At 58.2% G+C, this 22,388-nt stretch carries 20 protein-coding genes; 15 read left to right on the forward strand and 5 right to left on the reverse strand.

The window, feature by feature from the left end; translation table 11 throughout:
* Positions 1-58: 58 nt before the first annotated feature.
* Positions 59-1,753: a lactate permease LctP family transporter gene (locus Q7W83_RS03730; protein ID WP_150633553.1), complete on the reverse strand. Its 1,695-nt coding sequence runs from the start codon at positions 1,751-1,753 to the stop codon at positions 59-61.
* Positions 1,754-2,015: 262 nt separating this feature from the next.
* Here Q7W83_RS03730 and Q7W83_RS03735 point away from each other — a divergent pair, with 262 nt between their 5' ends.
* Complete coding sequence (locus tag Q7W83_RS03735) at positions 2,016-2,783, forward strand: GntR family transcriptional regulator (protein ID WP_150639738.1); 768 nt, start codon at positions 2,016-2,018, stop codon at positions 2,781-2,783.
* Between the two features lie 140 nt (positions 2,784-2,923).
* On the opposite strand, the gene smpB is transcribed toward Q7W83_RS03735, so the two are convergent.
* The gene (gene smpB / locus Q7W83_RS03740) at positions 2,924-3,406 is read right to left on the reverse strand and encodes an SsrA-binding protein SmpB (RefSeq protein WP_131060797.1); all 483 of its coding nucleotides are present in this window, start codon (positions 3,404-3,406) and stop codon (positions 2,924-2,926) included.
* Positions 3,407-3,524: 118 nt separating this feature from the next.
* Here smpB and Q7W83_RS03745 point away from each other — a divergent pair, with 118 nt between their 5' ends.
* Genes Q7W83_RS03745 through Q7W83_RS03755 form a run of 3 tightly spaced genes read left to right on the forward strand, consistent with a single transcriptional unit; the run spans position 3,525 to position 5,677 of the window.
* Positions 3,525-4,928, forward strand: coding sequence for a sodium-dependent transporter (locus tag Q7W83_RS03745; protein ID WP_150633551.1), 1,404 nt, complete (start codon positions 3,525-3,527; stop codon positions 4,926-4,928).
* 7 nt (positions 4,929-4,935) lie between these two features.
* Complete coding sequence (locus Q7W83_RS03750; RefSeq protein ID WP_150633550.1) at positions 4,936-5,370, forward strand: type II toxin-antitoxin system RatA family toxin; 435 nt, start codon at positions 4,936-4,938, stop codon at positions 5,368-5,370.
* The gene (locus tag Q7W83_RS03755) at positions 5,363-5,677 is read left to right on the forward strand and encodes an RnfH family protein (protein ID WP_150639737.1); all 315 of its coding nucleotides are present in this window, start codon (positions 5,363-5,365) and stop codon (positions 5,675-5,677) included. Before Q7W83_RS03750 ends, Q7W83_RS03755 begins: the two co-directional genes overlap by 8 nt.
* Positions 5,678-5,738: 61 nt before the next feature.
* On the opposite strand, the gene Q7W83_RS03760 is transcribed toward Q7W83_RS03755, so the two are convergent.
* Positions 5,739-6,266, reverse strand: coding sequence for an outer membrane protein assembly factor BamE (locus Q7W83_RS03760; RefSeq protein ID WP_150633548.1), 528 nt, complete (start codon positions 6,264-6,266; stop codon positions 5,739-5,741).
* 97 nt (positions 6,267-6,363) lie between these two features.
* Here Q7W83_RS03760 and fur point away from each other — a divergent pair, with 97 nt between their 5' ends.
* Positions 6,364-6,768 (forward strand): ferric iron uptake transcriptional regulator, encoded by a 405-nt coding sequence (gene fur / locus Q7W83_RS03765; RefSeq protein ID WP_003197684.1) that lies wholly within the window; start codon positions 6,364-6,366, stop codon positions 6,766-6,768.
* Positions 6,769-6,843: 75 nt separating this feature from the next.
* Here the strand turns inward: fur and recN are convergent, their stop codons facing one another.
* Positions 6,844-8,517: a DNA repair protein RecN gene (gene recN / locus Q7W83_RS03770; protein WP_150639736.1), complete on the reverse strand. Its 1,674-nt coding sequence runs from the start codon at positions 8,515-8,517 to the stop codon at positions 6,844-6,846.
* Positions 8,518-8,758: 241 nt separating this feature from the next.
* Here recN and grpE point away from each other — a divergent pair, with 241 nt between their 5' ends.
* From grpE to Q7W83_RS03810, 8 genes are all read left to right on the forward strand, one after another.
* Positions 8,759-9,325 (forward strand): nucleotide exchange factor GrpE, encoded by a 567-nt coding sequence (gene grpE, locus Q7W83_RS03775; protein WP_017336461.1) that lies wholly within the window; start codon positions 8,759-8,761, stop codon positions 9,323-9,325.
* Between the two features lie 105 nt (positions 9,326-9,430).
* Positions 9,431-11,347 carry a molecular chaperone DnaK gene (gene dnaK / locus Q7W83_RS03780; RefSeq protein ID WP_150633546.1) on the forward strand — a complete coding sequence of 639 codons (1,917 nt, stop codon included), beginning with the start codon at positions 9,431-9,433 and terminating at the stop codon, positions 11,345-11,347.
* Between the two features lie 297 nt (positions 11,348-11,644).
* On the forward strand, positions 11,645-12,769 hold the full coding sequence (gene dnaJ, locus Q7W83_RS03785) for a molecular chaperone DnaJ (protein WP_084321840.1): 1,125 nt from the start codon (positions 11,645-11,647) through the stop codon (positions 12,767-12,769).
* A gap of 9 nt (positions 12,770-12,778) precedes the next feature.
* A complete protein-coding gene (dapB, locus tag Q7W83_RS03790) occupies positions 12,779-13,585 on the forward strand; it encodes a 4-hydroxy-tetrahydrodipicolinate reductase (RefSeq protein ID WP_150654390.1) in 807 nt (268 codons plus the stop codon).
* A gap of 258 nt (positions 13,586-13,843) precedes the next feature.
* On the forward strand, positions 13,844-14,980 hold the full coding sequence (gene carA, locus Q7W83_RS03795; RefSeq protein WP_150633544.1) for a glutamine-hydrolyzing carbamoyl-phosphate synthase small subunit: 1,137 nt from the start codon (positions 13,844-13,846) through the stop codon (positions 14,978-14,980).
* 118 nt (positions 14,981-15,098) lie between these two features.
* Positions 15,099-18,320 carry a carbamoyl-phosphate synthase large subunit gene (gene carB / locus Q7W83_RS03800; protein WP_150639734.1) on the forward strand — a complete coding sequence of 1,074 codons (3,222 nt, stop codon included), beginning with the start codon at positions 15,099-15,101 and terminating at the stop codon, positions 18,318-18,320.
* Positions 18,317-18,793: a transcription elongation factor GreA gene (greA, locus tag Q7W83_RS03805; RefSeq protein WP_150633542.1), complete on the forward strand. Its 477-nt coding sequence runs from the start codon at positions 18,317-18,319 to the stop codon at positions 18,791-18,793. The genes carB and greA overlap by 4 nt, the downstream gene beginning before the upstream one ends.
* A 28-nt stretch (positions 18,794-18,821) precedes the next feature.
* A complete protein-coding gene (locus tag Q7W83_RS03810) occupies positions 18,822-19,226 on the forward strand; it encodes an MFS transporter (RefSeq protein ID WP_150633541.1) in 405 nt (134 codons plus the stop codon).
* 9 nt (positions 19,227-19,235) lie between these two features.
* On the opposite strand, the gene Q7W83_RS03815 is transcribed toward Q7W83_RS03810, so the two are convergent.
* Positions 19,236-19,544: a YhbY family RNA-binding protein gene (locus Q7W83_RS03815; protein WP_007942889.1), complete on the reverse strand. Its 309-nt coding sequence runs from the start codon at positions 19,542-19,544 to the stop codon at positions 19,236-19,238.
* Positions 19,545-19,645: 101 nt separating this feature from the next.
* Between Q7W83_RS03815 and rlmE the strand changes: the two genes are divergently transcribed.
* Complete coding sequence (rlmE, locus tag Q7W83_RS03820; protein ID WP_007900501.1) at positions 19,646-20,275, forward strand: 23S rRNA (uridine(2552)-2'-O)-methyltransferase RlmE; 630 nt, start codon at positions 19,646-19,648, stop codon at positions 20,273-20,275.
* Positions 20,276-20,477: 202 nt separating this feature from the next.
* Positions 20,478-22,388: an ATP-dependent zinc metalloprotease FtsH gene (ftsH, locus tag Q7W83_RS03825; RefSeq protein ID WP_150633540.1), complete on the forward strand. Its 1,911-nt coding sequence runs from the start codon at positions 20,478-20,480 to the stop codon at positions 22,386-22,388.

The raw sequence follows: 22,388 nt of genomic DNA on the forward strand, positions 1-22,388 counted from the left end.
AATAGCTGACGCCGGAATCGTGGTCCGGCGTCGGTTTTTTCGATGCTGCTTGTAGGTCTTAGTGCACCAGCATGCCGGTGAGCCAGTAGGCCTGGACGTAGGTGATCAGGCCGACGATCGTTGCAAAGAACAGGCTGTGCTTGAGGGTGAAGCGGAACAGATCCGATTCCTTGCCCACCAGGCCGGTCGCGGCGCAGGCCACGGCGATCGATTGCGGCGAGATCATCTTGCCGGTCACACCGCCACTGGTGTTTGCCGCTACCAGCAGCACATCGCTGACGCCGATCTGGTGTGCGGTGGTCGCTTGCAACGAACTGAACAGCGCGTTGGACGACGTGTCGGAACCGGTCAGGAACACGCCCAGCCAGCCGAGGAACGGCGAGAAGAATGGGAATGCCGCGCCGGTGCCAGCCAATACCAGCGCCATGGTCGAAGACATGCCCGAGTAGTTGGTGACGAAGGCAAATGCCAAGACCATGCCGATGGACAGAATCGGCCAGCGCAGTTCGTAGAAGGTCTCTTTCAAAGTGGTCAGACCAGTTTTGATATTGATCTTCAGCACCAGCATCGAGATCAGTGCGGAGAAGAAAATCGCCGTGCCGGTCGCGGAAATAGGATCGAGTTTGAACACCGCCGGGATGGCGGTCGGCGCGGTCACGATCGGTGCGACCTTGATCACCATCTGGTCCAGGTGCGGGATGGCGAAGTTGAACACCCAGCTGTACATCGAACCGCCGGCAGCGAACATGGCTTTGAACGGTTTCAGGGTCCAGATGGTGACCAGCACCGTGAGAATCAGGAACGGCGACCAGGCTTTGATGATTTCGAACAGGCTGTAAGGCGACGCCACGCTGGTGCGCGGCTGGCCGAAACCACCGGCGCTGGCAGTTACCACCGAGGCCGAGACGGCACCGGCGATGTGTTGGCCGGCGGCGCGTTTTGGCTGCCAGACTTTCAGGAACAGCGTCAGGGAAATCAGGCTGGCCAGGGCCGAGGTGATGTCCGGCAGTTCAGGGCCGATGAAGTTCGACGTGAAGTATTGGGTGATGGCGAAGCTCAAGCCGGCCACCAGCGCAGCAGGCCAGGTCTCACGAACGCCGCGCAGGCCGTCCATCATGAACACCAGCCAGAACGGCACGAACAGCGACAGCAGCGGCAGTTGGCGGCCGGTCATGGCGCCGATCTTGAACGCGTCGATACCGGTCACTTGGCCGGCCACGATGATCGGAATCCCCAGTGCACCGAACGCCACTGGCGCGGTGTTGGCAATCAGGCACAGGCCCGCTGCGTACAGTGGGTTGAAGCCAAGTCCTACGAGCAGTGCGGCGGTAATCGCTACCGGCGCACCGAAACCGGCTGCACCTTCAAGGAATGCACCGAAGCAGAAGCCGATCAGCAACACCTGCAAACGCTGGTCGTCGGTAATCGACAGGACGGAGCTGCGAATCACTTCGAACTGACCGCTCTTGACCGTCAGCTTGTAGAGGAACACGGCGGCGACGATGATCCACGCAATCGGCCACAGGCCGTAAGCGAAGCCGTACCCGGCGGCGGCGAACGCCATGTCGACCGGCATCTGGAAGGCGAAGATGGCCACGGCGATGGACAGCGCCAGCGTAATGCTGCCGGCCACGTGCCCTTTTAGCCGGAACACGGCCAGTGCCAGGAAGAAAAACACGATGGGGATTACGGCCGCGAGCGCGGAAAAGCCGAGGCTGCCGAGCGGGGTATAGAGCTGTTGCCAGGTTTGCATATGGGGTGGCCCCTAATTGTTGTTGGTCAGGCACTGATCAGCGTTCTTGGGTAATTGGTAATACCAATTTACAATCGCTGTTCGCTAGGGTAAAAGCCTTGTAGGCGGCGTGTCAATTTGTCGCCCTAAAACTTTTGTCGAACATGCGCCGTGGCGCGTGCTTGATCCGCTCGAACAAATGCCGTCTGGTAGGTGCTGGCACAGCGCTGATAGGCCAGAATAGAGAGCCCGGCGAGCCGTCGGGGTCGTGGAGAATTGAGTTATGGGGTTTGATCAAATTCGTCAGCGCCGTTTGTCTGACGATATTGTCGAGCAGCTCGAGGGGATGATCCTCGAGGGAACGCTGAAGGCGGGTGAGCGCTTGCCGGCCGAGCGTGCGCTGGCTGAGCAGTTCGGCGTATCACGCCCTTCGTTGCGCGAAGCGATCCAAAAACTGGCGGCCAAGGGCTTGCTGGTCAGTCGCCAGGGGGGCGGCAACTATGTGGTGGAGTCGCTGGGCACAACCTTCAGTGATCCGCTGCTTCATCTGCTTGAAAGCAACCCCGAGGCTCAACGCGATCTGCTGGAATTTCGCCATACCCTGGAAGCCTCCTGCGCCTATTACGCGGCATTGCGGGCGACAGATGTCGATCGCGAGCGACTGACTGCAGCCTTCAATGAATTGCAGGACTGCTACACCCGTCACGATGAAGTGAGTCGGGCGGAAGAGGGCGCGGCGGATGCGAAGTTTCACCTGGCCATCGCCGAAGCCAGTCACAACGCGGTATTGCTGCACACCATTCGCGGGCTGTTCGATTTGCTCAAGCGCAACGTGGTGACCAATATTGGTGGCATGTACAAACAGCGCACGGAAACCCGCGACATGCTGATTACGCAGCACCGGGAGTTGTACATGGCGATTATTGAGGGAAGGGCGGAGCAGGCGCGGGAGGTGTCCAGTCGACACATTTTGTATGTGCAGGAAGTGCTGGAAGAGGTGCGTCAGGAAGTGCAGCGCATGGCTCGGGCGGAACGGCGCAAAGGGATGTAGTCAGTGAGGTTTTTGGTGTTGGTTTGATCGCAATCGCCAGCAAGCCGGTTCCTACAGATCCAGTTCGCCACAAATCCAGTGGCGAGCCGCAAAAACTGTAGGAGCCGGCTTGCCGGCGATTGCGCTCTCAAGGAAAGGAATTACTCTTCCTTGCCCTTGTTGCGCACTGCTCGCTGCAGCTCGCGACCGGCGTCTCGTTCGCGTTCGGTATCACGCTTGTCGTATTCCTTCTTGCCCTTGCCCAGAGCGATCTCGCACTTGACCATGTGCTTGCTCCAGTACCAGGACAGGCACACGCAGGCGTAACCCTTTTGCTGCACGGCGGCGGCCAGCTTTTCCAGCTCGCGGCGGTTGAGCAGCAATTTTCGGGTGCGGGTCGGATCAGCGATGACGTGAGTGCTCGCGGTCATCAGCGGCGTAATGTGGCTGCCAAGCAGCCAGGCTTCGCCATCCTTGAGCAGCACGTAACTGTCAACCAGTTGCAGCTTGCTTGCCCGCAGACTTTTTACTTCCCAGCCGGCCAGGACCAGACCAGCCTCGAACCGATGTTCGATGAAGTAATCGTGTCGCGCCTTTTTATTTTGCGCGATGGTCCCTGTTGGGTGTTTCTTCTGTTTAGCCATAGGGGCGGCATTATAGGGAGTTGCACGCGAGTCGGCTACGGTGATGCTGCGTGCTTGAGCAGGTTGATTGAATCCCGGACAATGCGCCCTCTTTTTTCAATGCTTGGACGTGGTAACGATGTCGACAGACAAGGTTTCTGTCCACGGCAGTTGGGCTAGCCGCTGGGTCTTCATACTCGCCGCGACCGGTTCGGCCGTGGGCCTGGGTAGCATCTGGAAGTTCCCGTACATGGTCGGCGTCTACGGCGGCGGTGCGTTTGTACTGATGTTCCTGGCCTGTATCGCACTGATTGGTGTGCCGGTCATGCTGGCGGAGACCCTGATCGGTCGTCGCGCCCGGCAAAGTCCGGCCAATGCCTTGAAGGTATTGGCGCTGGAGGCCGGGCATTCGGGCAAGTGGTCCTGGGGCGCATTTGCCGGGATGATCACGGCGTTGCTGATTCTGTCTTTCTATAGTGTCGTCGGCGGGTGGTCGCTGGATTACATCATCGACATGGGGCGCGGCGACTTTCAGGGGGTGACCCCAGATCAGGTCGGTGCGTACTTTGGCAAGGTGATTGCTGATCCATGGCGCCTGACACTTTGGCATACGATTTTTATGCTGCTGTCAGCCGTCGTCATCGCCAGGGGTGTCGTCGCCGGCCTTGAGCGCAGCCTGCGCATCATGATGCCGCTGCTGTTTGTGATGATTCTGGTGCTGCTGGGTTACAGCATGACCACCGGCCATTTCATGGAAGGCGTGCATTTCATGTTCGACTTCCATCCGGAAAAGGTCCTCGACGGCTTGTTGCCGGCGATGGGGCACGCGTTCTTTTCCCTTAGCGTAGGCGTTGGTTCGATCATGATCTACGGCGCCTACATGCCGAAACACTCGTCAATCTCTGGCACAGTCGTTGGCGTCGCGCTGCTCGATACCTTTGTTTCGCTGGTAGCGGGTCTGGCATTGTTTCCGATTGTGTTCGCCGCCGGCCTGAATCCGAGCGAAGGCCCTGGCCTGATGTTTGTCAGCCTGCCGTTTGCCTTTGGTAACGTAGTCTTCGGCCAGTTGATGGGGGTAGTGTTCTTCGTCCTGGTCGCGATTGCCGCCTGGAGTTCGGCTATTTCACTGCTCGAACCGATGGTGGCTTACTTGGTTGAGCGCACTAAAGTCAGTCGCGCGTGGGTGACTTTCTGGCTGGCATTCACCTGCTGGTTCGTGGGGCTGGGCACGGTGTTTTCCTTCAATATCTGGAAGGAAGCCAAATTTTTCGTGAACGAAGGCGGGATGTTCCATCTCTATCAATGGGGCGCGGCCGGCGGTCTGGATTTCTTTGGCGTGATCGATTTCTTCACCTCGCGGATCATGTTGCCACTCGGTGGTTTGTGTTTCGTGGTGTTTGCGGGCTGGGTGATGGGGCGTGATGCGGTGCGCGACGAGTTGTCGATCCGCAGCCCCAAGCTGTTCCATCTGTCCCTATTTTTGATGCGCTATGTGGCGCCCATCGGCATTCTTGTAGTGTTTGCCGCCCAGCTGTGGAAGTGACGCTGACATGACGACACACATTCAACGTTCGGCTCTGCTGCCGTATCCGGCGCAAGCGCTGTATGACCTGGTCAATGACGTGGCACGTTACCCGGAGTTTTTACCCTGGTGCTCGTCGGCCGAAGTCCTGGAAAGTTCGCCCGAGCACATGCGGGCCAGCGTTGGTGTGGCCAAGGGCGGGCTTAGTCAGCATTTCGTGACGCGCAACACTCTGGTTCCGGGGCAATCGATCGAGATGAACCTCGAGGAGGGCCCGTTCACTCAGTTGCATGGCATCTGGGTGTTCAAGGCGCTGACCGATAAAGCCTGCAAGATAAGCCTGGACCTTTCGTTCGATTATGCGGGGCCGATTGTTCGAGCGACCTTGGGGCCGTTGTTTAATCAGGCGGCCAATACGCTGGTCGATGCGTTCTGCCAGCGCGCCAAACAGATGCATGGTTAAGCCCGTGATCGAAGTCGAGGTGGTGTATGCCGCCGTTGATCGTCAGGTGCTTCGCTGTGTGACGGTGCCCTCAGGCACAACAGTGAGGGCCGCGCTGCTTGATTCGGGAGTAGGCGAAGAGTTTCCAGAGCTGGATCTGGGTGATTGTCCTGTCGGGATATTCGGCAAGGTGATCGCTGATCCAGACACTCATCAGGTTCGGGCAGGGGATCGTATTGAGATTTATCGGCCTTTGCTGGCTGATCCGAAAGAGGTTCGCCGGTTGCGCGCGGCCAAGGCTGCCGAGGCAAAAGCGCGAAATCAGTGACCTGATTAAATGCCAGGCAATAAAAAACCCGGACATTCCGGGTTTTTTATTGCGTCGCAAATTATTGCGGCGAGGTTTCCAGCGGTTCTGGCGTCGGGACTGGAACGGTTTCTACGCCGTCCACATCCTTCTGGATCTGATCCAGCAACGAACCTGGCTTGACCGGTTTTTCCGGTTTCGGCTTCTCGGCGTTTTCAGCAGGTGCGGTCACGTTAGTGCCACTGTCCTTGCCGAGAATGGCTTCGTCCCGGCTCACGCCTGGCATGAAATCACCTGAGAGGCTGACAAGTTGATCATTTGGGTTGAAGATAACGCTAATGCGTTCCTGTTGGCGTTCACCGCCACCCGGTTGCAGGCTGTACAGATAATCCCAGCGATCGGCATGGAACGTGTCGGTCAGCAGGGGGTTACCCATGATAAACCGTACTTGCCGGCGGGTCATTCCCGGGCGTAACTGGTCTATCATGTCCTGCGTGACGACATTGCCCTGCTGGATGTCGATTTTGTAAACCCCGGGGAATGAACAACCGGCGAGTGCGAGCAGTCCCACAAAGGTGAAACTGGTTAGCAAGAGCTTGGTGTTTTGCATCGGTGGGCGACTTCCACTATCTTGGCTGGGACAACGTAAACGCCGATCATACCCGCATTAAGAGAAGCTGCGAAGCAGCATCGCGAGAAAGCTGACCATGGTTGAAAATAGCGAACTACGCAAAGCCGGCCTCAAAGTGACCCTTCCACGGGTCAAGATTCTGCAAATGCTCGATTCCGCCGAGCAACGCCACATGAGTGCCGAGGATGTATACAAGGCGCTGATGGAGGCTGGTGAGGACGTCGGTCTGGCCACGGTTTACCGTGTACTGACTCAGTTCGAGGCAGCTGGCCTTGTGGTGCGGCACAACTTCGACGGAGGCCATGCGGTCTTCGAGCTGGACGATGGCAAGCATCACGACCATATGGTCAACGTCGAGACCAGTGAGGTGATCGAATTCTTCGACGAAGAAATCGAGCGTCTGCAGAAAGCCATCGTCGACAAGTATGGCTTCGAGATGGTTGATCACAATCTTGTGCTGTACGTACGCAAGAAAAAGTAAGCATGTCGCGCGAACCTCAGGTTCGCGAAACGAGCGAAGGCGACCCCAGGGTCGCCTTCGTGCTTTCTGCCGTTCCTAAATTTTTGCGGTAACGACCATTTTTTTCGCGTGGGCCAGGGATTCCTTGGTCAGGTCGATGCCGCCCAGCATCCGTGCAACTTCTTCGACACGATCATTCTTGCTGAGCTTGGAGACGGCCGTGTGGGTCGCATCCTCGCCACGCACCTTGTGCACAAACAGATGCTGATGCCCTTGCGCCGCCACTTGCGGCAAGTGAGTCACCGTCAGTACCTGTCCGCGTTCACCGAGGCGGCGCAGTAACTGACCGACAATCTCGGCCGTTGGGCCGCCAATGCCTACGTCCACTTCGTCGAACACCAGGGTGGGCACGCGCGAGGTTTGTGCGGTGATCACCTGAATCGCAAGGCTGATCCGCGACAGCTCACCCCCCGAGGCTACTTTGGACAAGGCTTTCAAGGGCTGGCCGGGGTTGGCGCTGACCAGCAGTTCTACCTGTTCGAGCCCGTTAGGCAGCAACTCATCACTGCTGTTGGGGCGCAGCTCGATGGTGAAACGACCGCCAGGCATGCCCAGGCGCTGGATTTCCTGTTCCACGGCACTGGCCAGGCTGCTGGAGGCTTGGTGGCGCAAATCGCTCAGTTCCCGTGCCTTCTCCTGATAGTGGCGGGCATAGGACGCCAGCTCATCGCTTAGTCGTTCGATGGATTCATCATTGGCGTTCAGGGTTTCGATTTCATCCAGCAAGCGCTGCTGCATCTCCGCGACCTCGGTCGGCTGGATGCGGTGTTTGCGCGCCATGGTGTAGATCGCATCGAGGCGTTCTTCGAGGTACTGCAGGCGCGCCGGGTCGGCATCGAAGTTATCGAGAAAGCGATTGAGCTCACCCACGGCCTCTTCAACCTGGATCTGCGCACTGGTCAGCAAGCTGCTGGCTTCGCCCAGCGCACCAATGGAGTTGTTCACACTCGACAGGCGATTGAGGCTGGCGGTCAGGGCATTCAGCACATTGCCGGAATCACTTTCGCTGCACTGTTCGACCACTTGTCGGCAGATGCCCAGCAAGGTTTCGGCATTGGTCAGGTTCTTGTGTTCCTGTTCCAACTGCTCCAATTCGTTTTCGCCGAGTCCGAGGTTTTCCAGCTCTTCGAGTTGATAGCTGAGCAATTGATGGCGCGCGCGCTGCTCATCGCCAGAGTTGGACAGGCGCTCCAGCTCCTGACGGGTCTGGCGCCAGCGTTGGGCGGCCAATTGCACCTGGCGGGCAAGGTCGGTGGCGCCGGCGTATTCGTCGAGCAGGCGGCGGTGAGTGTCGGTCTTGAGCAGGGATTGGTGCTCGTGCTGGCTGTGGATATCGATCAGCAACTCGCCCAGGGCCTTGAGATCGCCGAGCGGACAGGGGGTGCCATTGATATAGCCGCGAGAACGCCCTTCAGCGGTAATCACCCGGCGCAGGATGCACGGGCCGTCGCTTTCAAGGTCGCGCTCGGCAAGCCAGGCGCTGGCCTCGGGAATATCGACCAGGTCGAAGGTGGCCAGGATGTCAGCCTTGTCGGCGCCGGGACGGACCACGCCACTGTCTGCGCGATCGCCCAGGGTCAGGCCGAGGGCGTCGAGCATGATCGACTTGCCGGCGCCGGTTTCCCCTGTGATCACACTCATCCCGCGATCGAGTTCGAGATCGAGATGTTCAACGATGGCGTAATTGTGTACGGACAGGTGCACCAGCATAAAGGCCGCTCCCAGGCTTTAGGTCTGGTTATTTATACAGTGTTTTCTTTGCGGCTGACAATGCCCGCGCTTAGCTCGATTGGCTTGATCCGACGAAATCGTTAGCGTGTCGAGGAATGACAATGCAGCTGTTTTTTGTAGGGTTAATCACAACCAACCCCTTGAAGCTGATTTTTGCGGCCCCATATAGCTGGGCAGAAGCGCGAGTTGAGCTCGCGGACGATATTGAAAGGAGAAATCTATGGCTGACGAACAGACAGTGGATACGCAAAATCAAGATGCCAACCAGGGCTCCGCTGCGTCGGGTGAAGACCTCGCGGCTCGTGTACAAGTGCTCGAAGAGCAACTGGCAGGCGCGCAGGATCAGGCTTTGCGTGTTGCCGCCGATCTGCAGAACGTCCGCCGTCGCGCCGAGCAGGATGTAGAAAAAGCGCACAAATTCGCCCTGGAAAAATTTGCAGGGGATTTGCTGCCGATCATCGACAGCCTGGAGCGTGGTCTGGAGTTGTCCAACCCGGACGACGAGAGCATCCGCCCAATGCGCGAAGGCATCGAGCTGACCCTGAAAATGTTCCAGGACACCCTGAAGCGTTATCAGCTGGAAGCGATCGATCCGCATGGCGAACCGTTCAATGCCGTTCTTCACCAAGCAATGGCCATGCAGGAAAGCGCTGACGTCGAACCGAACAGTGTGCTCAAGGTGTTCCAGAAGGGCTATCAGCTCAATGGACGTCTGCTGCGCCCGGCCATGGTCGTGGTCAGCAAGGCCCCGGCACCTGTTTCGCCATCGATTGACGAGCAGGCTTGAAATTAGCCGCAAGGCCCCCATTTAGAAGTCAAGCGTTTAAGTATTACCGCAGTTAGCCACCACCACTGCTGCGGCAACCAAATCCAAAGTTTCGGGAGAGTGAACATGGGCAAAATTATCGGTATCGACCTGGGGACTACCAACTCCTGCGTCTCCGTGCTTGAAAACGGCGTAGCCAAAGTAATCGAAAACGCCGAAGGCGCGCGTACCACGCCGTCGATCATCGCTTACGCCAACGATGGTGAAATCCTCGTTGGTCAGTCGGCCAAGCGTCAGGCAGTGACCAATCCGCACAACACCCTGTATGCGGTGAAGCGTCTGATCGGTCGTAAGTTCGACGAAGAAGTCGTACAGAAAGACATCAAGATGGTCCCTTACAAAATCGCCAAGGCTGATAACGGCGACGCGTGGGTAGAAGTGAACGGCCAGAAAATGTCGCCGCCACAGATCTCGGCTGAAATTCTGAAGAAAATGAAGAAGACCGCCGAAGACTACCTCGGCGAGCCAGTGACCGAAGCGGTGATCACCGTTCCGGCCTACTTCAACGACAGCCAGCGCCAGGCGACCAAAGACGCCGGCCGCATCGCGGGCCTGGACGTTAAACGTATCATCAACGAACCAACCGCAGCCGCTCTGGCTTACGGTATGGACAAGGCGAAAGGCGATCACACCGTGATCGTTTACGACTTGGGCGGCGGTACTTTCGACGTTTCCGTGATCGAGATCGCTGAAGTCGATGGCGAGCACCAGTTCGAAGTATTGGCCACCAACGGTGACACGTTCCTGGGCGGTGAAGACTTTGACATTCGTCTGATCGACTACCTCGTCGACGAATTCAAGAAAGAAAGCGGCATGAACCTCAAAGGTGATCCGCTGGCGATGCAGCGCCTGAAAGAAGCCGCTGAGAAAGCCAAGATCGAACTGTCTTCGAGCAATTCGACCGACGTGAATCTGCCGTACATCACTGCAGACGCCACCGGTCCTAAGCACTTGAACGTGAAAATCTCCCGCGCCAAGCTGGAAGCGCTGGTAGAAGACCTGGTTCAACGCACCATCGAACCTTGCCGCATCGCTCTGAAAGACTCCGGCATCGACGTTGGCGCCATCAACGACGTGATCCTGGTCGGCGGTCAGACCCGTATGCCACTGGTTCAGAAGCTGGTGACCGAGTTCTTCGGTAAAGAAGCGCGTAAAGACGTGAACCCGGACGAAGCCGTTGCCATGGGTGCTGCTATCCAGGGCGCCGTATTGGCCGGTGACGTGAAAGACGTTCTGCTGCTCGACGTCAGCCCGCTGACCCTGGGTATCGAAACCATGGGTGGCGTGATGACCGCGCTGATCGAGAAAAACACCACGATTCCGACCAAGAAATCGCAAGTGTTCTCGACTGCCGACGACAACCAGGGCGCCGTGACCATTCACGTGCTGCAAGGCGAGCGTAAGCAAGCTTCCCAGAACAAGTCCCTGGGTAAGTTCGACCTGGCCGAGATTCCACCAGCACCACGTGGCGTGCCACAAATCGAAGTGACCTTCGACATCGACGCCAACGGCATCCTGCACGTAGGCGCCAAAGACAAGGCCACCGGCAAGGCTCAATCGATCGTGATCAAGGCTAACTCCGGTTTGTCTGATGAAGAGATCGAGAAAATGATTCGCGACGCTGAAGCGAACTCCGAGGAAGACCGCAAGTTCGAAGAGCTGGCCGCTGCTCGCAACCAGGGCGATGCGCTGGTTCACTCGACTCGCAAAATGGTCGCAGACGCTGGCGATAAAGTGACTGCTGAAGAGAAGACTGCAATCGAAGCGGCAGTGGTTGCCCTGGAAGCCGCCGTTAAAGGCGACGACAAGGCTGCCATCGAAGCGAAGGTTGAAGAGCTGTCGAAAGTCTCCGCTCCAGTGGCGCAGAAGATGTACGCCGAACAGGCCCAGCCTGCTGAAGGCGCTGCACCGCACGACGAAAAAGCTGAAAAGGCTGACGACGTTGTCGATGCCGAGTTCGAAGAAGTCAAAGACCACAAGTAAGTTAGTGGTCGCCCGGTTGACTGCCTTGAGGCGGTGACTGGTAGGATGTCGCCGCGCGGGAGCTTGCTCCCGCGTTGGCGTGTCTGGAGTACACGAATTTTTACAGCATGCGACAGCGTTCGTGTGTTGGCGGTATGGCCGAAGATGCTCCTGCTTTTCGAGTCGAAAGTACTGCAATGAATCAAAGACCAGGATCGTTGAATTGACGTGAGTTGGGTCCGGGCCTGTATTGGGGCTCAACGAGTTTGGCGAGGCTCAGGAGGGGTTTGCCGAACGTCCTTAAGAGTGCAAAGACTTATGGCAAAGCGTGACTATTACGAAGTATTGGGTGTTGAGCGTGGTTCTAGCGAAGCAGACCTGAAAAAGGCCTACCGTCGCCTGGCGATGAAACACCACCCGGACCGTAATCCCGATGACAAAGCGTCGGAAGAAATGTTCAAAGAGGCCAACGAGGCCTATGAAGTGCTGTCCGATTCCAGCAAACGCGCGGCGTACGACCAGTATGGTCATGCCGGCGTCGACCCAAGCATGGGCGGCGGCGGTGCCGGGTTTGGTGGGCAGAACTTCTCCGACATCTTTGGCGATGTCTTCAGTGACTTCTTCGGTGGCGGTCGCGGCGGTGCTCGTGGCGGCGCTCAGCGCGGCAGCGACCTGCGCTACACCTTGGAACTGAATCTGGAAGAAGCGGTACGCGGCACCACCGTGAATATTCGCGTTCCGACACTGGTCAACTGCAAGCCGTGCGATGGCTCGGGTGCCAAGAAAGGCTCCTCGCCGGTCACCTGCCCGACGTGCGGCGGTATCGGTCAGGTCCGCATGCAACAAGGTTTCTTCTCGGTGCAGCAAACCTGCCCGCGCTGCCATGGTCAGGGCAAGATCATTTCTGATCCATGCACCTCCTGCAATGGTGACGGTCGCGTTGAAGAATACAAAACCCTTTCCGTAAAAGTGCCGGCCGGTGTCGACACCGGTGACCGCATTCGCTTGTCCGGCGAAGGCGAGGCGGGCGCCCAGGGTGGCCCGACGGGCGACCTGTACGTGGTGATCAATGTGCGCGAGCACGCAATCTTCCAGCGCGACGGCAAGCACCTGTTCTGCGAAGTGCCGATCAGCTTCGTCGATGCGGCGCTGGGCGGCGAGCTGGAGATTCCGACCCTTGATGGTCGGGTCAAACTGAAAATCCCCGAGGGGACTCAGACCGGCAAGCAGTTCCGCGTTCGCGGCAAAGGCGTTGCGCCCGTACGTGGCGGCGGTGCCGGTGACTTGATGTGCCGTGTGGCAGTGGAAACCCCGGTCAATCTGGGTCGTCGTCAGCGCGAATTGCTGGAAGAGTTCCGTAGTTCGCTGGCAGACGACAATAGCCATTCGCCGAAAACCACCGGTTGGTTCGAAGGCGTGAAGCGCTTCTTCGGCGATCTGTAAGGAGTGAGCATGCGACGTATAGCTGTGATGGGCGCTGCTGGCCGCATGGGCAAAATCCTGGTCGAAGCCGTGCAGCAGCGTGCACCGTTGACCGGCCTGACAGCCGCCATCGTGCGCCCCGGCAGCACGCTGATCGGCGTGGATGCCGGTGAGCTGGCTTCGTTAGGGCGTATCGGCGTGCCGCTCTCCAGTCATGTGGACGCGGTGGCTGAAGAATTCGATGTGTTGATCGATTTCACGCTCCCGGAAGTCATGCTGAAAAACCTGGCGTTCTGTCGTAAGGCAGGCAAGGCCATGGTGATCGGCACGACCGGGCTGGACGCTGCGCAGAAGCAGTTGCTGGTCGAGGCGGGCAAGGACATTCCTATCGTGTTCGCGGCCAATTTCAGCGTCGGCGTGAACCTGTCGCTGAAGCTGCTCGATATGGCTGCTCGCGTGCTGGGTGATGAGGCGGATATCGAGATCATCGAGGCTCACCATCGGCACAAGATCGACGCGCCTTCAGGCACGGCCCTGCGCATGGGTGAGGTGATTGCCAGCGCGCTGGATCGTGACCTGCAGAAGGTTGCGGTCTACGGGCGTGAAGGTCACACCGGTGCGCGTGAGCGTGAAACGATCGGTTTTGCCACTGTGCGCGGCGGTGATGTGGTGGGTGATCACACCGTGCTGTTCGCCTGTGAGGGCGAGCGCCTGGAAATCACGCACAAGGCGTCGAGTCGTATGACTTTCGCCAAGGGTGCTGTGCGTGCGGCGTTGTGGCTGGAGGGTCGCGAGCCGGGCCTCTACGACATGCAAGACGTGCTCGACCTGCGTTAAGATGCAGCCGAAACCGGGTTCCAGCATTGCGTTTGGGCCCGGTTTTATTACGCCAAGCGACGTCCTGTCGCATTCTCCGGCCTTTAAGGCTCATTGGCGGTAGACCAAAAATGCCTTTTTCTGTAAGCTACAGCTTTAGTGTGTTCACTAAAAGCGCGCAGAATAATTCAGTGAATGAGCGGGGTGACGTGTCCATACGTCACTCCGCTTTTTTACACCTGCGATCGCCCTTTCAGGCTTTATTTACGGGAGGTCTTCTTGACTAAGCCAGCCATACTCGCCCTTGCTGATGGCAGCATTTTTCGCGGCGAAGCCATTGGAGCCGACGGTCAAACCGTTGGTGAGGTGGTGTTTAACACCGCAATGACCGGCTATCAGGAAATCCTTACCGATCCTTCCTACGCCCAACAGATCGTTACCCTGACTTACCCGCACATCGGCAACACCGGCACCACGCCGGAAGACGCCGAGTCCGATCGCGTCTGGTCCGCTGGCCTGGTCATCCGTGACCTGCCACTGGTTGCGAGCAACTGGCGTAACACGATGTCCCTGTCTGACTACCTGAAAGCCAACAACGTTGTGGCCATCGCCGGTATCGACACCCGCCGCCTGACACGCATCCTGCGTGAAAAAGGCGCGCAGAACGGCTGCATCATGGCCGGTGACAACATTTCCGAAGAAGCGGCCATTGCTGCTGCTCAGGGCTTTCCTGGCCTCAAAGGCATGGATCTGGCGAAAGTCGTCAGCACCAAGGAAACCTACGAGTGGCGCTCGACTGTCTGGGACTTGAAAACCGACAGCCACGCGACCATCGAAGCCTCCGAGCTGCCGTACCACGTGGTTGCCTACGACTACGGCGTCAAGCTGAACATCCTGCGCATGCTGGTCGAGCGCGGTTGCCGCGTGACCGTGGTGCCGGCGCAAACACCTGCCGCTGACGTGCTGGCGATGAAACCGGACGGTGTGTTCCTGTCCAACGGCCCTGGTGATCCGGAGCCTTGCGACTACGCGATCCAGGCGATCAAGGATGTGCTGGAAACCGAGATTCCGGTATTCGGCATCTGCCTTGGTCACCAACTGCTGGCCCTGGCTTCCGGCGCCAAGACCCTGAAAATGGGCCATGGCCACCATGGTGCCAACCACCCGGTTCAGGATCTGGACAGTGGCGTGGTGATGATCACCAGCCAGAACCACGGTTTTGCGGTAGACGAAGCGACCCTGCCAGCCAACGTTCGCGCGATTCACAAATCGCTGTTCGACGGCACCCTGCAAGGCATCGAGCGTACCGACAAGAGCGCCTTCAGCTTCCAGGGTCACCCGGAAGCCAGCCCTGGCCCGAACGACGTAGCGCCTCTGTTCGATCGCTTCATCAACGAAATGGCCAAGCGACGCTGATCGCTAGCCTTGATGCAGCAAAGCTTGAGGGCGGTCCCGACAACGGCGACCCCCTCAAGGCTTCACAGATTGAACAAGACGGCTTGCCGACTGACCTGCGGATTTGAGTGACAAACCCATGCCAAAACGTACAGACATTAAAAGCATCCTGATTCTCGGCGCTGGCCCGATCGTTATCGGCCAGGCCTGCGAATTCGACTACTCCGGCGCCCAGGCCTGCAAAGCCCTGCGCGAGGAGGGTTACCGCGTCATCCTGGTGAACTCTAACCCAGCGACCATCATGACCGACCCGGACATGGCCGACGCCACCTACATCGAGCCGATCAAATGGCAGACCGTTGCCAAGATCATCGAGAAAGAGCGTCCGGACGCGCTGCTGCCAACCATGGGCGGCCAGACCGCGCTGAACTGCGCACTGGACCTGGAGCGCGAAGGCGTCCTGGAGAAATTCGGTGTAGAAATGATCGGCGCCAATGCCGACACCATCGACAAGGCTGAAGACCGTTCGCGCTTCGACAAGGCGATGAAATCCATTGGCCTGGACTGCCCGCGTTCGGGTATCGCCCACAGCATGGAAGAAGCCAACGCAGTGCTCGAGAAGCTTGGCTTCCCGTGCATCATTCGTCCGTCCTTCACCATGGGTGGCACCGGTGGCGGTATCGCTTACAACCGTGAAGAGTTCGAAGAAATCTGCGCCCGCGGCCTGGACCTGTCGCCGACCAAAGAGCTGCTGATTGACGAATCCCTGATCGGCTGGAAAGAGTACGAGATGGAGGTTGTCCGCGATAAGAAGGACAACTGCATCATCGTCTGCTCCATTGAAAACTTTGACCCGATGGGCGTGCACACCGGTGACTCGATCACCGTTGCTCCGGCACAGACCCTGACGGACAAGGAATACCAGATCATGCGTAACGCCTCCCTGGCGGTACTGCGCGAGATCGGCGTGGAAACCGGCGGCTCCAACGTCCAGTTCGGCATCTGCCCGGACACTGGCCGCATGGTGGTCATCGAGATGAACCCGCGGGTATCCCGTTCTTCGGCGCTGGCATCGAAAGCCACTGGTTTCCCGATTGCGCGTATCGCTGCCAAGCTGGCGATCGGCTACACCCTGGACGAACTGCAGAACGAAATCACCGGCGGCGCTACGCCTGCATCCTTCGAGCCGTCCATCGACTACGTCGTGACCAAGCTGCCACGCTTCGCCTTCGAGAAATTCCCGAAAGCCGACGCACGCCTGACCACTCAAATGAAGTCGGTCGGTGAAGTCATGGCCATCGGCCGGACCTTCCAGGAATCCCTGCAGAAAGCCCTGCGCGGTCTGGAAGTGGGCGTTTGTGGCCTGGACGAGAAGCTCGACCTGAGCAACCCGGAAAGCATGAGCATCCTCAAGCGCGAACTGACCGTGCCGGGTGCCGAGCGTATCTGGTACGTGGCTGACGCGTTCCGCGCCGGCCTGTCGGTCGAAGACATCTTCGGCATGAACATGATCGACCCGTGGTTCCTGGTGCAGATCGAAGATCTGATCAAGGAAGAAGAGAAGGTCAAGACCCTGGGTCTGGCCAGCATCGACAAAGACATGATGTTCCGCCTCAAGCGCAAGGGCTTCTCCGACATGCGTCTGGCCAAGCTGCTGGGCGTGACCGAGAAAAACCTGCGTCGCCACCGTCACAAGCTGGAGATCTTCCCGGTCTACAAGCGCGTTGACACCTGCGCAGCCGAGTTCGCCACCGACACCGCCTACATGTACTCGACTTACGAGGAAGAGTGCGAAGCCGCGCCGTCGGGCCGCGACAAGATCATGATCCTCGGCGGCGGTCCTAACCGTATCGGCCAAGGCATCGAGTTCGACTACTGCTGCGTGCACGCGGCATTGGCTCTGCGCGAAGACGGTTACGAGACCATCATGGTCAACTGCAACCCGGAAACCGTTTCCACCGACTACGACACCTCCGATCGCCTGTACTTCGAACCAGTGACCCTGGAAGACGTGCTGGAAATCTGCCGCGTCGAGAAGCCAAAAGGCGTGATCGTCCAGTACGGCGGCCAGACCCCGCTGAAGCTGGCGCGTGCCCTGGAAGAAGCCGGCGTGCCGATCATCGGCACCAGCCCTGACGCCATCGACCGTGCCGAAGACCGTGAGCGCTTCCAGCAGATGGTTGAGCGTCTGAACCTGCGTCAGCCGCCAAACGCCACCGTGCGCAGCGAAGACGAAGCGATTCGTGCCGCGGCCAAGATCGGTTACCCGCTGGTGGTTCGTCCGTCCTACGTACTGGGCGGCCGTGCGATGGAAATCGTCTACGAAGAAGAAGAGCTCAAGCGCTATCTGCGCGACGCAGTGAAAGTGTCCAACGACAGCCCGGTGCTGCTCGACCACTTCCTCAACTGCGCCATCGAAATGGACGTGGATGCAGTTTGCGACGGCACCGACGTGGTGATCGGCGCGATCATGCAGCACATCGAGCAGGCCGGTGTTCACTCCGGTGACTCTGCGTGCTCCCTGCCGCCGTACTCGCTGCCTGCCCACATCCAGGACGAGATGCGCGAACAGGTCAAGAAAATGGCCCTGGAACTGGGCGTAGTCGGCCTGATGAACGTTCAGTTGGCGCTGCAAGGCGAAGACATCTACGTCATCGAAGTCAACCCGCGCGCTTCCCGTACCGTACCGTTCGTGTCGAAGTGCATCGGTGTTTCCCTGGCCATGATCGCGGCTCGCGTGATGGCCGGTAAAACCCTGAAAGAAATCGGCTTCACCAAAGAAATCATTCCGAACTTCTATAGCGTGAAAGAGGCGGTGTTCCCGTTCGCCAAATTCCCTGGTGTGGACCCTATCCTTGGCCCAGAGATGAAGTCCACGGGTGAAGTAATGGGCGTGGGCGACACCTTCGGCGAAGCGTTCGCCAAGGCCCAGATGGGCGCCAGCGAAGTGCTGCCGACCGGCGGTACCGCGTTCATCAGTGTGCGTGACGATGACAAACCCCTGGTTGCAGGCGTGGCCCGTGATCTGATCAACTTGGGCTTCGAAGTGGTTGCCACTGCCGGTACTGCCAAGCTGATCGAAGCCGCAGGCCTGAAAGTGCGTCGTGTGAACAAAGTGACTGAGGGTCGTCCGCACGTGGTCGACATGATCAAGAATGACGAAGTCACCCTGATCATCAACACCACCGAAGGTCGCCAGTCGATTGCTGACTCGTACTCCATTCGTCGTAATGCCTTGCAGCACAAGATCTATTGCACCACCACCATTGCTGCTGGCGAAGCCATCTGCGAAGCGCTGAAGTTTGGTCCCGAGAAGACCGTGCGCCGCTTGCAGGATCTACACGCAGGATTGAAGGCATGATCAAGTACCCAATGACCGTCCAGGGCGCGAAAGCCCTGGAAGAAGAACACGCTCACCTGACCAAGGTCGTCCGTCCGAAGCTCAGCCAGGACATCGGCACGGCCCGCGAGTTGGGTGACTTGAAGGAAAACGCCGAATACCACGCTGCTCGCGAGCAGCAAGGTATGGTTGAGGCGCGGATTCGTGACATCGAAGGCCGGATTCAGAATCAGGTCATCATCGACGTCACGACCATTCCTCACACCGGTAAAGTGATTTTCGGCACTACCGTTGAAATCGCTAACGTCGAGACGGATGAGCGCGTTACTTACCACATCGTGGGTGAGGATGAGGCTGACTTCAAACTCGGCAAGATTTCGGTAGGTTCGCCATTGGCCCGTGCCTTGATTGCCAAGGAAGAGGGTGATGTGGTTGCCGTGAAAACGCCGGGTGGCGTTATCGAGTACGAGATTGTCGAAGTCCGCCACATCTAAACGCAGGCACCCGCTTCGTGCGGGTGCCATGCTTTGGCAGTTGACTCAGATGTTGTGGGTAGGCGGCCTGTGGCTGTTACACATTGGTCTGCTGCCGGTGTTGGGCCAAATTGGCCTGGCGCCGCTGCTGATCGACGAAATTGCAGGCATGCTGAATGCGCTGATGGTGGGTTTCGCCTCGGCGTGTGTCATTTTTCAGGCTTTGGTGCTGGTTCAGGCCGAGGGCCTTGTCAGTCTATGGCGCGATATTCGCGGGCAGTTGCTGATGATGGCGCTGTATGCGTGCGCGATGTTTTTCGCGGTTCGTGTCGGCTGGCCGGATGCGGTGCGTTGGCAGGTGTTCAGCTATCTTGTTCTGGGTTTTTCCGGGCTGGTGCTGGTTTTGCAACCGGTGCCAGGATGGAGCGGCAGGGTGCGCGAAGCACACCCTTGACCCTTGTCATCACTTGAAGCGATGCACGTTCGACAGCTGCTTGTTGACGCTGAAGTTCTTGCGGTAAATCAGTGCCATCTTGCCGATGACTTGAACCAGATCCGCTTTGCCGACCTTGCAGAGTTCAGCAATGGACGCCAGTCGCGATTCGCGATCGAGGATGTTGAGCTTGATTTTGATCAGCTCGTGATCCGCCAAAGCGCGTTCAAGTTCGGCTAACACACCTTCAGTCAAACCGTTGTCAGCCACAATCAAAACTGGTTTCAGATGGTGGCCAATGGATTTGTACTGTTTCTTCTGCTCTTGAGTGAGCGGCATAATCTGACCCTTTAGTCTGGATTCTGTAAAATGGCGGCCATTTTACCCGAGGGTTCGTGGATCCGCCCAATTAATCACGACCCTTATCATCGAGGTGCCCAATGGCGCGTTCCAAGACAAGCCTTGGTTGGCTGAAAAGACATGTCAATGATCCCTATGTGAAGCAGGCGCAGAAGGATGGTTACCGCTCGCGTGCGAGTTACAAGCTTCTGGAGGTCCAGGAGAAATACAAGCTGATCCGTCCGGGTATGAGCGTTGTCGACCTGGGCGCGGCGCCCGGCGGCTGGTCGCAGGTCACTAGTCGGCTGATCGGTGGTCAGGGGCGTCTGATCGCCTCGGACATCCTGGAAATGGACAGCATTCCGGACGTGACTTTCATCCAGGGTGACTTCACCCAGGACGAAGTGCTCGCTCAGATCCTTGAAGCCGTGGGTAATTCGCAGGTGGACCTTGTGATTTCCGATATGGCCCCCAATATGAGTGGTACGCCTGAGGTGGATATGCCAAAAGCCATGTTTCTATGTGAGCTGGCTCTCGATCTGGCGGCTCGGATACTGAAGCCGGGTGGTAATTTCGTGATCAAGGTGTTTCAGGGCGAAGGGTTTGATGCTTACGTGAAGGACGCTCGTCAGAAATTCGACAAGGTCCAGATGATCAAGCCGGACTCTTCCCGTGGCAGTTCCCGCGAGCAATACATGCTGGCTTGGGGCTACCGCGGCCGTAGTGAGTAAATCGAGGTTTTTTTGCGGGTCGATAGGATTTTCGTATTTCGCCCTGTGGGAAATAGCGAATATTGTGTAGGAAGTGTTTCACAAAGGGTTACAGACGGCGCCTGCCAGTGTTGTAGGTAATGTAGTAAGTTAGGCCGGTGAATATCATGCGAAGCGCGCGCCATTAGCGGCGCTTGCTTCAGAGGGTAGTTAATTGAACGATATGGCAAAGAATCTGATCCTGTGGTTGATCATCGCGGCTGTCCTCGTGACAGTGATGAACAACTTCTCCAGCCCTAACGAGCCGCAGACCCTCAACTATTCCGACTTCATCCAGCAGGTCAAGGATGGCAAGGTCGAGCGCGTAGCCGTTGATGGCTATGTGATTACCGGTAAGCGCAATGATGGCGACAGCTTCAAGACCATTCGTCCTGCGATCCAGGACAACGGTCTGATCGGCGATCTCGTGGACAACCACGTGGTAGTCGAAGGCAAGCAGCCTGAACAGCAAAGCATCTGGACTCAGCTCCTGGTCGCGAGCTTCCCGATCCTAGTGATCATCGCCGTCTTCATGTTCTTCATGCGGCAGATGCAGGGCGGTGCCGGAGGCAAGGGCGGGCCGATGAGCTTCGGCAAGAGCAAGGCGCGCCTGCTCTCCGAAGATCAGGTGAAAACCACCCTGGCTGACGTTGCCGGTTGCGACGAAGCCAAGGAAGAAGTCGGCGAGCTGGTCGAGTTCCTTCGCGATCCGGGCAAGTTCCAGCGTCTGGGTGGTCGCATTCCTCGTGGCGTGCTGATGGTCGGTCCTCCAGGTACCGGTAAAACCTTGCTGGCCAAGGCGATTGCCGGCGAAGCCAAAGTGCCGTTCTTCACCATTTCCGGTTCCGACTTTGTCGAAATGTTCGTCGGTGTCGGTGCCAGCCGTGTTCGCGACATGTTCGAGCAGGCCAAGAAGCACGCGCCATGCATCATCTTCATCGATGAAATCGACGCCGTCGGTCGCCACCGTGGTGCCGGTATGGGCGGTGGTCACGACGAGCGCGAGCAGACTCTCAACCAGTTGCTGGTGGAGATGGACGGCTTCGAAATGAACGACGGCATCATCGTCATCGCCGCAACCAACCGTCCGGACGTACTGGACCCGGCGTTGCTGCGTCCCGGCCGTTTCGACCGTCAGGTTGTGGTCGGTCTGCCGGATATTCGCGGTCGTGAGCAGATTCTCAAGGTCCACATGCGCAAAGTGCCAATGGGTGACGACGTCGCTCCGGCCGTGATCGCTCGTGGTACGCCTGGCTTCTCCGGTGCCGACCTCGCTAACCTGGTGAACGAGGCGTCGCTGTTCGCTGCCCGCACCGGCAAACGCATCGTCGAGATGAAAGAGTTCGAGCTGGCGAAAGACAAGATCATGATGGGCGCAGAGCGCAAATCCATGGTCATGTCCGAGAAAGAAAAGCAGAACACCGCTTATCACGAAGCAGGCCACGCCATTGTGGGTCGCGTCGTGCCTGAGCATGATCCGGTCTATAAGGTGTCGATCATCCCGCGCGGTCGTGCGCTGGGTGTGACCATGTTCCTGCCGGAAGAAGATCGCTACAGCCTGTCCAAGCGTGCGTTGATCAGCCAGATCTGCTCTCTGTACGGCGGTCGTATCGCTGAAGAAATGACCCTGGGCTTCGACGGTGTGACCACCGGTGCGTCCAACGACATCATGCGCGCCAGCCAGATTGCACGGAACATGGTGACCAAGTGGGGGCTGTCGGAAAAACTCGGTCCGTTGATGTACGCCGAAGAAGAGGGCGAAGTGTTCCTCGGTCGCGGCGGCGGCGGTCAGAGTGCAAGTTTCTCCGGTGAGACAGCCAAGCTGATCGACTCCGAAGTGCGCAGCATCATTGACCAGTGCTACGGCACTGCCAAGCAGATCTTGACGGATAACCGTGACAAGCTCGATGCCATGGCTGATGCCCTGATGAAGTACGAAACGATCGACGCCGATCAGATCGACGACATCATGGCGGGTCGTACGCCTCGCGAACCTCGCGACTGGTCGGGCGGCAACGGTACCTCCGGAACGCCTCCGGTGGTGCAGGACGAGCGTCCGGAAACACCGATCGGCGGTCCGGCTGCTGACGTTTAA

It is taken from the genome of Pseudomonas sp. 300 (assembly GCF_055803035.1).